This is a genomic window from Peribacillus simplex (assembly GCF_001578185.1).
GTDB classification, from domain to species: Bacteria; Bacillota; Bacilli; order Bacillales; family DSM-1321; genus Peribacillus; species Peribacillus simplex_A.
In genome coordinates this window covers 611,149-625,048 of sequence record NZ_CP011008.1, presented here as the reverse complement: position 1 = coordinate 625,048, position 13,900 = coordinate 611,149, and the positions used below count along the sequence as shown (strand labels likewise).

Here is a 13,900-nt window from a genome sequence, read left to right as displayed (position 1 = left end):
TGGCAGCTCCGGGTCTCAACTAGTCGAGTAGAAGGGAACCTCTCTACCTTACGGTAGATTGTGTTCCTGCCCCCCTCACAGAACCGTGCTTGCGCTATTCACGCACACGGCTCCTCCTAGTTACCATTCACAAAATGTAGCTAATCTCTCAGATTCAGATTTTGCTAATTCTGCTATCCTTAGTAGTTTTGTTTCCATTTATCCCTACCTCTGAGTGTAGTAAATGTTTCCCTAGTAAGGGTGATAACTGGTAGCTAGCCTTTCCTCCATCGGCATTACCCAACTTCATTGGTACTACGCTGCTATCCGACTCCCTACACAGCATTTGGTTTCCTTGCTTTTTATCGCTTGTACACCATACTCTTCTAATAAGAAAAGACCGATAGGGTCTCCCGAGTTGCCGTATCATATCGATGTGTAACGTGCCAAGGTCTCTGACTCCAGAGAGGTTTTATCCATCTTGCCCTTAACGAAGGATAAAATGTAGCTTTCTGCTGTGCGTAAAGCATCAGCCCTCTCGATTTACTAACTTTATGGAGCTCAATCCCTTCAACCATTTGGCTTTCGGCCCGCCACCTAACTGTCTACGCTTAAAGACTAAAGTTACCTTTAGCCCTCCAAGACTCGCTACGAGCGAATGGCTAGTTCTTACTCGACGGGAATCCCACCCGCTATATGATACGACCTAGGCTCGGCCGCACACGCACCCGTTAGTTTAAGTGAAAACCTTCACATATCTTTGTTTAGGAGCATACAAAAAAGACGCCTTCTTACTAAAGAAAAGCGCCCTTAAATGGAAGATCGTTCATCATTATTAAGAGTCTTCTAGCTACTTTCGTAGATATGGCGGAAAAGGACCCTGGATAATTTAAGATAAATTACCCTCTTATACCGTCTTTCGGGTTCCATGAGCCCTGTAAACTTCCTTATAATTCCAACAACGTATATCAATTCAGATTTCAAATTATTAGACGATTGATCTAGCAATTCTAAATCCGATATCATCTATATAAAAATCAGGCATACTCTTTCTACGGCAAGTAGCTCCACATCCACGTTCTTCTTCTGCCCAACTTCCTCCGCGAATTATTCTGTAATAACCAAATGTTTCTTCATCGTATAAGTCCCAGCACCACTCCCAAATATTTCCGATCATGTCATACAAGCCCCAATCATTAGGCTTTTTCTCACCAACTTCGTGTACTCGTTCCTTAGAATTATCTTTATACCAAGCGATTTCATCAATTTCACCATACCGATATCCTTTTGATTTTGCCTTACATGCATATTGCCATTCAGCATCTGTTGGTAAACGAAAACCATTAGTACTATAATTGCAAATAACTGATTTGCTTTCATTATTAAAATCATAAAACTTTTCATAACCAAGTGCATCAGATAGTAAATTACAAAAATTCACTGCATCTATCCATGAAACATTAACAACTGGTTTTCGAGCCTCAGTTGTTGTTAAAAATTTCTTCCCCATAATAATCGCATAAAGTTCTTCTGTCACCGCATATTTTGCAAGATAAAATGGCTTAATCTCAACATTCCAAAGAACTTCCTTTAAATTTTTTCTAATACCCGGCATTCCGAATTTATAGTTTGAACTAATCCATTTTTGCTCGTTTCGAAAATCTCGTAGACGGATTTCTCCTTCAGGAATATACACCATTAAATTTTTTAAGTAGTCATTTAAGTTAGCTAACATTGTCCTCTCCTAGTCTTGAATTAATGTTATTAGACACAACTTTCATATTAAGACATCTTTTAAGGATTATTGTTTAAGTATTTCTTCACAATCTCATACCAACATTAACATAAATATCCAGCATTGTTTGGAAGTCTATTCAAGAATCTGGCCCGATTGTTGAATAAAAAGCTAATGACGATTGTTCAACTAAACTGCCCCGATAGTTCCATAAGATAAAGATGTGCCAAAGAAACTCCCTTATTTCATCTGCTGAGTTAAAACCTGCTAAAATATGTAATGTAAGCAAGATAACTAATTAAATGGGGGAGAAATATGGATGTAGAACTAACAAGATTTAGAATTAAGGAAGGTAAATCGGAACGGGTAGATGAATGGTTAAAGTTTCTAAACGAAAATATGAATGATGTGCTGATAACCCTTGAAGCAGAAAAAATGTATGTTGAAACTATATTTAGAGAACGTCTAAATGGTGATGAGTTTTTATATTGGTACTCTGTCCAGGGTCAAGGCGGACAAGAAGTCCAGGAATCAGACCACTGGATAGATAAGAAGCATTTAGAGTATTGGAAAGAATGTATTGATGAAACATTCAGACCTGTTGATTTAAAAACGGAAGTAGTTATGATTCCAGAAAATATAAGACAAAATATGAAATGACCTCTACTATTTGAGGTCTTTTTTTGCTATTTTGACACACTAAAAATAAGCAATTACTCCTCGTTTCTACACTCTACTTTTCTCTAAATTATACCAGTTCTTATGCAACTAACCTGCCCCTTTAGTTCCATAAGCACTCTATCTTTCTATATCAAAGGTACGACACGCCAAGAATTTTCAATTGTGAATTGTTCCCCTATAATTCCTTCAAGATCCAATTCCGTCTTTGCCTGACTTTTTAAAGCAGAAAAGGATGAAATTATATAATCCTTATGTGCTTCTTCACTTAACCACCCGGTGAGTACAAGGAAGCGTTTATCATCTTTAACAGAAGAACCAAACTCTCCACCAAGCATTTTTTCAGTCTTTTTCATTCCTGAATTCCAAACTTTACTTTGTGTTTCTATAAAATGAGAAGCCCTTCCCTCCTTTACATTAGACAATGCAGTTCGAATGAAATTACTTTCTCTTAAAATCGATATTATGTCTTTTTCTAATCCCTGAATATTAAAGACCTCTTCAAATATTTCAACATCAATTGATGAATATGTACTTGACTGATTAGTGTTTAAAAAAATACCGTCGTGAACATTATTCATAAAATAATCATAAACGTCTTTATTTTCCCAGAAGGAAAATACACAAGCAGTAAATTCATTTTTTATACTCCATCCACCAACTTGTCCTAAAAACCCGTTGGTGGTATTTACAGGTTGCCATTGTGCTTGTAATTTTGAGAATATACGGAGACTGACATGATTGATAAAACTGGAATTTTGATAAATTTATTTTAATAATGATAATATCATCGCTACAGAATTATCTACAAATGAACGCTCTGGACGAGATTTCATCAACACGGTAAGTCCGATTAATGAAACGACTAGTGTCTGTGCTAAAACTTTAGCATTAAGGCTGCGCTCGAGCTCGCCTGAGCGAATACCTCGGACAATCGTTTCTTGAAATATGATCGAAAGATACATCTGATGCTCTCTTGTAAGGATTTCAAATTTTTCATCGTGAGGGGCAAGTTCCACTATTGTATTAATGCAAAAACATCCCTTGTTCGGACTTTCTTTATATTCCTCTTCCACCAAATCTTCAAAAAATGTGTGAAATGCTTTCTTTACAGATAGATTGTTTTGAAGTTTTGTTCGAATATGGGAAGCATGTAGCTTTGTATATTTGCGTAATGCAGCCTCAAACAATTCCTCTTTGTCTCCAAAAGCTGAGTATAAGCTTGGTCGTTGTATCCCCATTTTGGCAGTCAAATCGCTTAGGGAAGTAGCCTTGTACCCCTTCTCCCAAAAAAGCAACATAGCATCATCCAAAGCTTTTTCCTCATCAAATTCACGTTGTCGAACCATAATAAATACCTCATTTCAAAAAACAAAATTTCTTCACTAGATAATTAATCTTGTTCTTGATTCTTTTTTATTTGCTCAATGATTCCGAATCTGTCCACTTGAATCCAGTATTCCACTATTTTACGATCCTCTAATCGGTATACGGCACTACCTATTTCAATAACCTCTTTATTTGTAGGCATATAACCCTCATACTCTCCAATATGTATTCCTGTCTGCTTCCATCTGACATGAACTTTTTGATTTTGAGAAATTAATTCTTGGATTTCAATTTTAAAATTCCCCCATGAATCCATCATTTCTCTTATATGATCAGCATAATTCTCAGGTGACCTTATAATTGTCACCATGCTTTCTGAATTCACTTGATGTGATCTTACCTCTTTCGCCAAAAAAACCTTAGCTTGTTCGGGAGTACAACCTGATCTGACAACTTCAAAGAAGCTTTTTATAATCTGTTCGTTTGTCTGTAGGAATTTTGGAGCTGGTGAATCGCCCCCAGATATTTCAGTTAATTCGTTATTCCCCGGTAATTGATTCAATTCATCTAATGTCCATTCCTTATCAATTTGGCGAATTCGAGTCATGGATAATTAATCCCCCTTAAATTACCAATCGGTATATTATGATTTTATTTTATTAAAGTCCTATTGTCAAATTGTGATGATTCATACAAGAACAGCATTCAAATAACTGCGTAACTTACTTGACATCAAAACATTTTGTTGGTTATCCTTATTAGGAATTATTTTATACCGAACGATATATTATACTGTTAAGTACAATAAAAGGGGATGTAAATAATGGTAATGGTGAAGGTTAAAGAAAAAACAACAATTAAAGTTGAAGATCATGATACGAAATCGGATCAATTACAAATAGTGTCCGGATCAACCATGACTCGCTATATGGCACTATTGTTTGCAACAGCCTGTGGGATGGCTGTCGCCAACATATACTATGCACAACCGTTGCTAGACTCACTGGCGACCGAGTTCGGTATCGCCCATTCATCCATCGGCATTGTCATTACCATTACTCAGCTTTGTTATGCGCTAGGACTGCTACTGCTGGTACCGCTCGGTGATCTATTGAATCGACGTCGGCTAATCGTCGGTCAGATGCTTTTATCCGTGTTGTCTCTGATTGTAGTTGGCATCGCCCCCATCATCACAGTGCTGTTCACGGGGTTAGCTGCGGTCGGGCTGCTTGCTGTGGTGACTCAGGTGCTCGTAGCGTTCGCATCGACTTTGGCTGCCCCAGCCGAGCGTGGACGTATAGTCGGCTTGGTGCAAAGTGGAGTCGTGATCGGCATTCTGCTAGCACGAACATTTGCTGGTGTACTAACCGATCTCGCCGGTTGGCGTTCGGTCTATCTAGTTTCTGCTGCCATGATGCTCATCATGACTGGCGTGTTGTTCCGAGTACTCCCGCGTGATGAAAGCGAAAGAGAGTCACTATCCTATCCGCAGCTGCTTCGTTCGGTGCTCACATTGTTCATGCAAGAACGAATCCTACGCATCCGCGGAGTACTGGCTCTGCTTATTTTTACCGCGTTTAGTACATTGTGGACTTCGCTGGTGCTACCTCTCAGTGCTCCACCATACTCTCTTTCACATACCGCTATTGGAGCGTTTGGTCTTGCTGGAGTTGCCGGAGCATTAGCTGCTGCTCGTGCTGGGGGTCTGGCTGATCGAGGTTTAGGGCAGCGAACAACCTGCATAGCCCTAGTTTTATTGCTAGCATCATGGTTTCTAATCAGCTTAACCGAACACTCACTGATCGCATTAGTCATTGGCGTTATCTTTCTTGATCTGGCTGTGCAAGCAGTACATGTCACCAATCAGAGTATGATTTTCACAGTGCGTCCTGAGGCGAGAAGCCGACTTACTGCTGCTTACATGATTTTTTATTCCATCGGCAGTGCCATGGGTTCAATTGTTTCAACCAATATATACGCAAACTATGGATGGATTGGTGTATGTCTATTTGGTGCCTCTGTCAGCGCTTTGGCCCTATTGTATTGGGTAATAACCTACCGTCTAACGGAGCAGATTAGAGAGAAATAATACCGATTTTTATGTTGGTTTGAAATTTTTCAAGAACTAAAATCATACAAAGTTACAAAAAGGGGTTATACATAATAGTCATGTATAATATGTATAACCCTTTTACATCTTGTTCAACAAACACACACGCTTATATACAGAGTTTTTTCAAAGCAGTGCAGCTTTATTTCAAATATACACTTATTCAATTAAATGGCCCAATTGTTGAATAATAGCACGCTTCAACTATCCTTCCCCTTTTAGCTCCATAAGAAAAAGAGCTGCCGAAGCAACTCTCTTACTGAAGTAAATCACCCAAGAACATTTTCAAGAGGTTCTTTGTTTCGTACTGTTTCGGTCAATTGTCTTAATTTTTTTAATGAAATAATAATGTTTGTAGAGGGCGAGAACCACCAACAGGATTTTCACTAAAAGGATGTCCACATAAAATACAGAAATTATGATGAAGAAATCGGCAACTAAATTGATTCTAATTTTCTCTTTTCTAGTCATACCTTTTTTTTGTAGGAATGCTTCAACGTATTTTTCATATAATGAGGTTTTTTTGAACCAGTTTTCAATTGACTTTGAACTTCTCGCAAAGCAAAAAGCAGCGAATAAGTAAAACGGTCCGCCCGGCAGAACAGGTAACACAGTCCCTGCAACACCAATCACAAGGGATATGAATCCAAGAAGGAAAAATAGGATACTTTTTACTTTTTTAATTGTAATCACCTTTTTATTTATATTCTATTCCCTTATAACGTAAAGAGGAAGTCCAATTGATTAAACATCACTGATCAGCAGCTCCTGGTAACGAAGTAAAGTACCAGTTCGTTGAAGATGATATTTATCGGTAATTATTGTGAACAGGTTTAAACAAATATTAATTAGTATTTCTAACAAGTGAAAAATTGTCTATTATAGTGACCATAAAGGATTTCATGGTGATGAAGAATTATTTGTTTTGCCGTTTAGTTTTTGGAATCAGAAGTAGAATGTCCGTCGCTACCTAATGTTACATCAAAATGAGTGATTGTTGCTGTTCTAAGGCTGTATCAATACAATGTTCCGTCTTACATCACATTATTACGATACGCTCTATATTATTTTTTACTTACATGCTCGTGTAATGGAATGCCATAAAAAGAATTCGGGGAAGCTTTATCAAATATGATAGCAGTTGATGGTACTCTAATGTCCCGGTGTATCTGGAACCCAGGTCCTTCTCATTTGAAACATCTAAATCTCTCATAAAAACAACTGAGATACTTTTATTTATTGCTTTTTCAATTTCAGTATTAATGTTATTAACGACTTTTTCTTTCTCAAAAACTCCTTGTTCTTCTTAATAACTTCCATAATTCCGATTATTAGTAATGCTTGTTTCAATATTCCCCCCTAAAGTTATTAAATAGTTTTACCGTTTTTAAATTTCATTAAATATCAGAAAGTATTTAAGCACTTCTGGATTTGAGTCAATATTTTGGACACAAAAAAGTTAAATCTTAAGCTGCATTTCTAATTTGGTCTTCAATGGCTTGTGGAGTTTTATATCCTAAGCTGCTGTGAATTCTTTTTCGGTTATACCAACCTTCAATAAATTGGAATATCGCTAATTTAGCTGTTTGGTAATCTAGATACTGGACGTGGTTGACTTCTTCCTTTTTTAATATCGCATGAAAGGATTCAATACAGGCATTATCGTACGGGCAACCTTTCTGACTAAAGGATTGCTTAATATGATGATTCTGAGTATGTTGAGTGAACTCACTGCTTGTATATTGTGAGCCAAGATCCGTATGAAGAACTAAGCCCTCCGAGGGCTTTTGTGAAGAGTGAGCGTTATCGAAAGCTTTTATGACCAGTTCTGTCGTCATAGAACGTGAAAAGGAATACCCTACTATTTTCTTTGAATGAAGATCCAATACAGAAGCTAAATAACACCATCCGTCTTTTAACGTGTGGATATACGTAATATCAGCTACCCATTTCTCATTAATGGTCTGGGTGGTAAAGTCTCGTTTAAGCAAATTATCTAACTGAATAACTTTTTCTTTAGATGGATAAGGACGGTATTTTTTCTTCGTGATAGAACGAATACTCGCCTTGCTCATTAAGCGTTGAACACGCTTTAGACTGAGGGAAAATCCTTTGGTTAATAGGATTTGATGTATCTTAGGAGCACCATACCGTCCCTTGCTTTCTAGGTAAATGAGATTAATTTTATTCGTTAGTTCTTTGTTTTCCTGTTCGCGATTGGATACTACAAGTTGAAGAGACTGATAATGGCTGCTTCTTGGGATTTCTAATACTTCACACATTCTCTGTACAGGGTATAGATTCCTATTTTCCTCGATAAATTCGGTAAGATCTGTCTCGGTTATTTTTTCGCGAATATGGCCATAGCCTTTTTTAAGATTTCAACTTCCTGCTTTAACCGAAGGTTTTCCTTCTGTATGGCGGCTAATTCCTTCGGAGTCATAGACTCTTCCCCTAAACCGATAGGGGTAAATTCTTTAACCCATTTATAAATAGTTACGTCTGATACACCATATTCGCCACTTAATTCTCTTACTGAATTACCCGAGTGATAAAGATCTACAATAGTCTTCTTGAATTCATTATTATATTTTTTACCTGTATTCTTACGTTCCAAAACGGACACATCCTCTCAAAAATCATTGTAAGGACTTAACTAAAATGTGTCCATGAAACTATACTAACTCCACTTCTTAGCAATCTCTTTATTTTTCTTCAAAAGCTTTACTAATACCTTCTTCCTCGAACATTTGGGTGTGGTGGGTAGACAGCTTCGTTCATACCAGTTGAATAAGAAATTACTCTTTAAGACAAAACAAAGAACCTTCAATCCAAAGATAGATCAAAGGTTCTATGTTTTACTTCCAATGGCATTCTATTATTTACTCAATTCCTTAAGTAAATTCATACCTTTGTTTCTACATCAAAAGAATTAACTATGGGCTAGCTCTTTTTCTTTTAGACCAAGAGCCGCTGCTGTTGAAGCATGAATTTCTTGCAGAAGCTCTGGATTTTCCATTAGTGACACGCCATAAGAAGGAATCATTTCTTTGATTTTTGGTTCCCACTCTTTCAGATGTTGCGGGAAGCATTTTTTAATTACCTCTATCATAACGTGAACAGCAGTGGAAGCACCTGGAGAAGCACCTAGTAATGCTGCAATCGAGCCATCAGCGGAACTAACAACTTCCGTACCAAATTGAAGCGTTCCTTTGCCGCCTTCAGCAGTATCTTTGATAACTTGTACACGTTGGCCAGCTACTACTAAATCCCAATCCTCGCTCTTAGCGTTCGGGATAAACTCTCGTAACTCTTCCATGCGCTGTTCTTTCGATAACATAACTTGCTGGATCAGGTATTTCGTCAATGACATCTCTTTTGCACCCGCCGCCAACATTGTTAAGACATTATCCGGTTTTACGGAAGTTATTAAATCGAACATTGAACCTGTTTTTAAGAACTTCGGTGAGAAACCGGCAAATGGTCCAAATAGCAACGATTTTTCACTGTCGATATATCGTGTATCAAGATGCGGAACAGACATTGGTGGAGCACCAACTTTAGCTTTTCCGTATACTTTTGCTTGATGCTGCTCAATTACTTCTGGATTATTACATACCATGAAAAATCCACTTACTGGGAAACCGCCAATGTGCTTCCCTTCAGGAATACCGGATTTTTGCAGTAAATGAAGGCTTCCGCCCCCGCCTCCGATAAAGACAAATTTTGCAGTATGACGCTCTACGCTTCCGCTATCGACATTACGCACTTTTAATTCCCATGAGCCATCGCTAGTAACTTTAAGATTATCAACACTATGTTTATATTTGATATCGACGTTTTTAGTCTTTAAGTGGTCAAACAACATGCGTGTTAAAGCACCAAAGTTGACATCCGTTCCAGAGTCGATTTTGGTTGCCGCTATAGCTTCATTCGAAAGGCGATCTTGCATAATAAGCGGAATCCATTCCATCAGTTTTGCCGGGTCCTCAGAAAACTCCATCCCTTGGAACAGAGGATTTTTTGAAAGCGCTTCAAAGCGTTTCTTTAAGAATGTTACATTTTCATCCCCTAACACCATACTCATATGAGGCAATGGCATGATAAAGTCCTGAGGGTTTTTTATCAGCTTGCTGTTTACAAGATAAGACCAAAACTGCGTTGAAAGCTGAAACTGTTCATTAATATTAATAGCTTTGCTAATATCTATAGATCCGTCCGGTTTTTCAGTTGTGTAGTTAAGCTCACACAGTGCAGCATGCCCTGTTCCCGCATTATTCCACTCGTTAGAGCTTTCCGCCCCTGCGTCTTCAAGCTTCTCAAACACTTTGATTTCCCATTCCGGCACTAACTCTTTCAGGAATGTTCCCAAAGTCGCACTCATAATACCGGCGCCAATTAAGATAACTTCTGTTTTAGTTTCACTGTTGCTCATGTTAACCTTCCTTACTCCATATATTTGCAGAAAGGATGTAGATGCTCCTGTTTAGGCGTCAAGCCAAGGCGCGACCTAGTCACAAACCTTTTCTGCCTCATTATAACCATATCATAGTGTATTACAATAATTAATAGAATAAACTATATTGCTATTATATAGTTTATGTGAAGAAATGAACTTAAACTAAACTGCCCCCTTTGGTTCTGTGAGGCAAGGCGAAACTTCTTAATGAAGAATAACGCCTATTTAATTAAGGCTTATTGAAGATATGACACAAATTGCATCATAGAAAAGTGAGCCTCTGACAGGATTCGAACACATTCCCTACGTAATTTCAACGGCAGGAATTACATCTTATCTTATTGCCAGTGCTGAAACCCTTGCCTTGCTATCCGGTTGTTTTCCGGCGCTCTTCTAATTATACAAATTTTAGGTCCAAATGAGAACATAAAATTGTAGTACAATCCGAAATAAAAATTGGAAATAAAATGGGCGACATAAGCAAGAGAAGATGGCCTGAATTATTAGGAACCTTCAGTCCAATGATAATAAGAAGTAATCCTATTAAAATTGCTCCCACTGCCTATTGAAAAAATGAAATGAAATATAAATGAAATAGTACTTAATGATTATTATCATATGTTTTAGCTTTATATACAAAATAAAAGATTGCTAAAACAATAAATATTAAACCCAATAAAGATAAGAATAACCAAACCCATATGAGCACTCTCCACAAAATTTCATCTTTATTATTATGACAGTTTTCAGAGGAGATAGGAAGTAGTTAATGAACAGTTCGAATAAACTATTCTTTGTTCCTGGTTTATTTTTCCACATGATTCCATTTTTTCCTTCGATTTAGGTATCCTTAATAGGAATGAAGAATCCAGTCACCAATCTTAGGGGTAAATATCAACTTATAATCGTCTGGAAACAACGCAATTAACTTATCTTCTGCAGCATTTATTTTTGGATTTATCCCCAAAAGCAATTAGGTATAGAACATTAAATGAATCAGTATTATCTTGTTGCATATATTTCACTCCTCCGCTCATATTATCTGCTGATGGCATTAATCTATCCGCTATTGATTGGAACCTTTTAAATAAAAGGCTGTTTTCACATACTTTGTTGCTATTTACCAGGTAGTGAGTTGTGGTTGATTTCCCCTCCAGATGCTTGCTTTCCGCGGGGGTGGCGGTGAGCCTCCTCGGCGTAAACGCCTGTGGGGTCTCACCTGTCCCGCTGCTCCCGCAGGAGTCTCGCACTTCCGCTCCAATCAACCTTAAATAGTTTCGTTTTAAAAACAACAATCTTTACGAAAAGAGCCAAATAAAAAAAGACAGTATTTAATATGGCTGTCTCTTTTATCTTATATCCTCTTTTATTCGTGTAGCTTTGAAACAAAGTTGTTCAACTCACGTACCCGGTAGTTCAGTAAAGTCTAAAGGATTCTTTGAAGCATTTCAATTACAACAAGTATATCTAAGTAATTTGGAACAAATATTATAACTGTTGCAAATTCAAAGGAGGTGGCTAAATGAACGCACAACGAGCAGAAGAAATTGCTTCTTCGCCAATTATGGCAAATGTGACCTATAATGAGGAAAGTATCTACATTGAGCACGTGGATGAACAAAATGGAATAGCTACAATCCATTCCCTTGATGAACCAAATAAAAAACAAAGTGTTTCTATAACCAGCTTAAATGAACAGTAATATGTTAAATGTCCTTTGGTAATCCTTTGCCTTCGGATGTAGCTTTGAAACAAAGTTTAATCAATTAATAGATAAATGAATAAATAAAAGGTCATGTTTTGAAAAACCAATCAAAACATGACCTTTTAATATTTATTTGGATTATTTTTTTTAAAAAAAGAATAGCCGTATAGGTTACATCGACTAGAGGCGTTTTCCTTAGCAATGAAAAAGCAGTCCGTAAAGGTTTGTCCGACCTTTTTCGCGGTACCCCTAAAAGAAAATCCATTTCCTGGAGTTTTCCAAACCTAAATCATAAAAAGCCTTATTAAATAAAGGAGTTCACAAATTAGTCATGTATAATATGTGTACTCCTTTGTTCTTTTTATTAAATTAAAGCCACCCTTGTTAGGGAAAAAGTATAAGCAATAACGCCCCTCATTGCCAATCGATGAGGTTTTTCAGTAACGATTTCTATAATCACTTCGTTTTTTTCTGATTTTCTTTAGGAAAACCGTTATCAGAATGATCAGAATGACACAGCCTAGCCCTCCTAGAGATGAAACAGAAAATTTATTAGCGTCCCCACTGATTGCTTCTTTTTTAAACGAGGCAGGCACAGCTGTGTTCCTAACATCAGCGACCGTTTTAAGGTTAAAGGATCCTATGGCGCGCCCTCCTTGGTTCCTGATTGAGAGAATTCCATCATTACTCGTTTTTAGACTAGGTTCATCACTAATTAAATGAGTATAGTATAAGTCTTTGTTCAGCTTATAGGATTTAGAGTGATTTGCTGAATAAAGTAGGGTTTTTTTATCAATTTTGGCTGATTTAAAATTTTCAAAACCATAATTGAATAGAAGCTCAGTATCGGAGTAGGCATCCTTGTTTGAAGGAGCTTTAAGAGTGACCGCAATCAAGTCCTGTTCTCCTCTAGTAGCAGTAGAAATAAGGGTGTGGCCCGCTTTACTAACGAAGCCGGTTTTCCCACCGGTTATTCCCTTATAGGGGAGTTCACCTTTTAAAATTTTATGATGGGTAACTAGAGTTGTGTCCCATGTTTCCACTTTCCATGGTAACTTCTTCTTCCCAAAATCTTCACGGAAAATTTCATTTTTCATTGCATATTGTGTAATTTTAGCAAGGTCACTGGCTGTAGTTACATGGTTTTTGTCAAACAAGCCATGGGGGTTCGTAAAATGAGTATCAGTGACTTTTACTTCTTTTCTTAAAAACTCATTCAAATCCTCCATGAATAATTTTTCACTTCCAGACATATGCTCGGCAATTGCGATAGCTGCATCATTTCCGGAGTTGATTAACATTCCTGCAATTAATTTGGAAAGCTTTATTTTCTCCCCAGGTTCAATAAATACCGAAGAGCCGTCTGCCTCAGCTGCTTTTTTACTAACAGTCACTAATTCATTCTGATCCCCGTGCTCTATAGCATATATAGCAGTAGCAACTTTCGTTAGACTTGCTGGATACATTTTTTTATTTATATTTTTTTCGTATAATACTTTTCCACTTTTAGCATCAATAATGATCCCAACTTCACTAACGAGAGGTAAGTCGGATTCTGCACTTACAGTCGTAGAGGTGAAGGGGATTAAAGCCAAAATGAAGATAAAGAAAAACCTTTTCATATACCTCTCCTTAGTTGATAGTTAAATCCTATATAGTCATACTATAATAAATCTGAATGTTTAAAGATGTTTTATTGAAATTGAAATGAAACAGTAATTATCCTTTAATAATCATGGAAGCATTTTGGATAATATCCTTCATTTACTTTCCTGGAATACCTTTATAAGGGTTTTGATTCTTTTAGTACCTATAAAATTATTAAGAAGCAAAGAGGATATTCGATGTTTTTATATAGCTTGTGATACCTATTCTTGAACTAAAAAACCCATTTTTCCAAGTTGT

Annotated in this window: 11 protein-coding genes and 1 pseudogene; 3 read left to right on the top strand and 9 right to left on the bottom strand. The window is 37.1% G+C overall.

The features are described from left to right. Nucleotides 1–967: 967 nt before the first annotated feature. Entirely contained in the window at nt 968–1,714 is a 747-nt protein-coding gene (locus tag UP17_RS02950) for a formylglycine-generating enzyme family protein (RefSeq protein WP_061461586.1), read from the bottom strand. A 315-nt stretch (nt 1,715–2,029) separates the two neighbouring features. On the opposite strand from UP17_RS02950, the gene UP17_RS02945 reads away from it, so the two are divergent. Next, a complete protein-coding gene (locus UP17_RS02945; protein ID WP_061461584.1) occupies nt 2,030–2,374 on the top strand; it encodes a DUF6176 family protein in 345 nt (114 codons plus the stop codon). A gap of 146 nt (nt 2,375–2,520) precedes the next feature. On the opposite strand, the gene UP17_RS02940 is transcribed toward UP17_RS02945, so the two are convergent. From UP17_RS02940 to UP17_RS02930, 3 genes are read right to left on the bottom strand one after another with little or no spacing between them, the layout of a single operon-like run. Continuing rightward, a complete protein-coding gene (locus tag UP17_RS02940; protein WP_250211809.1) occupies nt 2,521–3,117 on the bottom strand; it encodes a DUF4937 domain-containing protein in 597 nt (198 codons plus the stop codon). A gap of 42 nt (nt 3,118–3,159) precedes the next feature. Continuing rightward, entirely contained in the window at nt 3,160–3,741 is a 582-nt protein-coding gene (locus tag UP17_RS02935) for a TetR/AcrR family transcriptional regulator (protein ID WP_061461580.1), read from the bottom strand. 44 nt (nt 3,742–3,785) lie between these two features. Further along, entirely contained in the window at nt 3,786–4,328 is a 543-nt protein-coding gene (locus UP17_RS02930) for an ester cyclase (RefSeq protein ID WP_081108682.1), read from the bottom strand. 222 nt (nt 4,329–4,550) lie between these two features. Between UP17_RS02930 and UP17_RS02925 the strand changes: the two genes are divergently transcribed. After that, nucleotides 4,551–5,810 (top strand): MFS transporter, encoded by a 1,260-nt coding sequence (locus UP17_RS02925; RefSeq protein WP_061465953.1) that lies wholly within the window; start codon nt 4,551–4,553, stop codon nt 5,808–5,810. A gap of 306 nt (nt 5,811–6,116) precedes the next feature. On the opposite strand, the gene UP17_RS02920 is transcribed toward UP17_RS02925, so the two are convergent. The 4 genes and pseudogenes from UP17_RS02920 to UP17_RS02905 form a co-directional block, all read right to left on the bottom strand. Then, on the bottom strand, nt 6,117–6,524 hold the full coding sequence (locus UP17_RS02920; RefSeq protein WP_250211751.1) for a YbaN family protein: 408 nt from the start codon (nt 6,522–6,524) through the stop codon (nt 6,117–6,119). 151 nt (nt 6,525–6,675) lie between these two features. Beyond that, nucleotides 6,676–7,137: pseudogene (locus UP17_RS28545) on the bottom strand (isochorismatase family protein); the annotation flags it as partial. A 160-nt stretch (nt 7,138–7,297) separates the two neighbouring features. Beyond that, nucleotides 7,298–8,448, bottom strand: a protein-coding gene (locus tag UP17_RS02915; protein WP_434218677.1) for an IS3 family transposase whose coding sequence is annotated in 2 segments (ribosomal slippage) — nt 7,298–8,199 and nt 8,199–8,448 — 1,152 coding nt in all. Because the reading frame shifts where the segments join, the coding sequence is not laid out codon by codon here. A 315-nt stretch (nt 8,449–8,763) separates the two neighbouring features. Then, nucleotides 8,764–10,290, bottom strand: coding sequence for a malate:quinone oxidoreductase (locus UP17_RS02905; protein WP_284149578.1), 1,527 nt, complete (start codon nt 10,288–10,290; stop codon nt 8,764–8,766). A 1,522-nt stretch (nt 10,291–11,812) separates the two neighbouring features. On the opposite strand from UP17_RS02905, the gene UP17_RS02900 reads away from it, so the two are divergent. Beyond that, entirely contained in the window at nt 11,813–11,992 is a 180-nt protein-coding gene (locus UP17_RS02900) for a small acid-soluble spore protein H (RefSeq protein WP_061461568.1), read from the top strand. A 440-nt stretch (nt 11,993–12,432) separates the two neighbouring features. On the opposite strand, the gene UP17_RS02895 is transcribed toward UP17_RS02900, so the two are convergent. Next, nucleotides 12,433–13,617 carry a D-alanyl-D-alanine carboxypeptidase family protein gene (locus UP17_RS02895; RefSeq protein ID WP_061461566.1) on the bottom strand — a complete coding sequence of 395 codons (1,185 nt, stop codon included), beginning with the start codon at nt 13,615–13,617 and terminating at the stop codon, nt 12,433–12,435. Nucleotides 13,618–13,900: the final 283 nt, after the last annotated feature.

Coding starts and splice junctions, on each gene's coding strand:
- UP17_RS02900 (WP_061461568.1), top strand. CDS start 11,813: ATGAACGCACAACGAGCAGAAGAAATTGCTTCTTCGCCAATTATGGCA.
- UP17_RS02945 (WP_061461584.1), top strand. CDS start 2,030: ATGGATGTAGAACTAACAAGATTTAGAATTAAGGAAGGTAAATCGGAA.
- UP17_RS02895 (WP_061461566.1), bottom strand. CDS start 13,617: ATGAAAAGGTTTTTCTTTATCTTCATTTTGGCTTTAATCCCCTTCACC.
- UP17_RS02925 (WP_061465953.1), top strand. CDS start 4,551: ATGGTGAAGGTTAAAGAAAAAACAACAATTAAAGTTGAAGATCATGAT.
- UP17_RS02935 (WP_061461580.1), bottom strand. CDS start 3,741: ATGGTTCGACAACGTGAATTTGATGAGGAAAAAGCTTTGGATGATGCT.
- UP17_RS02930 (WP_081108682.1), bottom strand. CDS start 4,328: ATGACTCGAATTCGCCAAATTGATAAGGAATGGACATTAGATGAATTG.
- UP17_RS02950 (WP_061461586.1), bottom strand. CDS start 1,714: ATGTTAGCTAACTTAAATGACTACTTAAAAAATTTAATGGTGTATATT.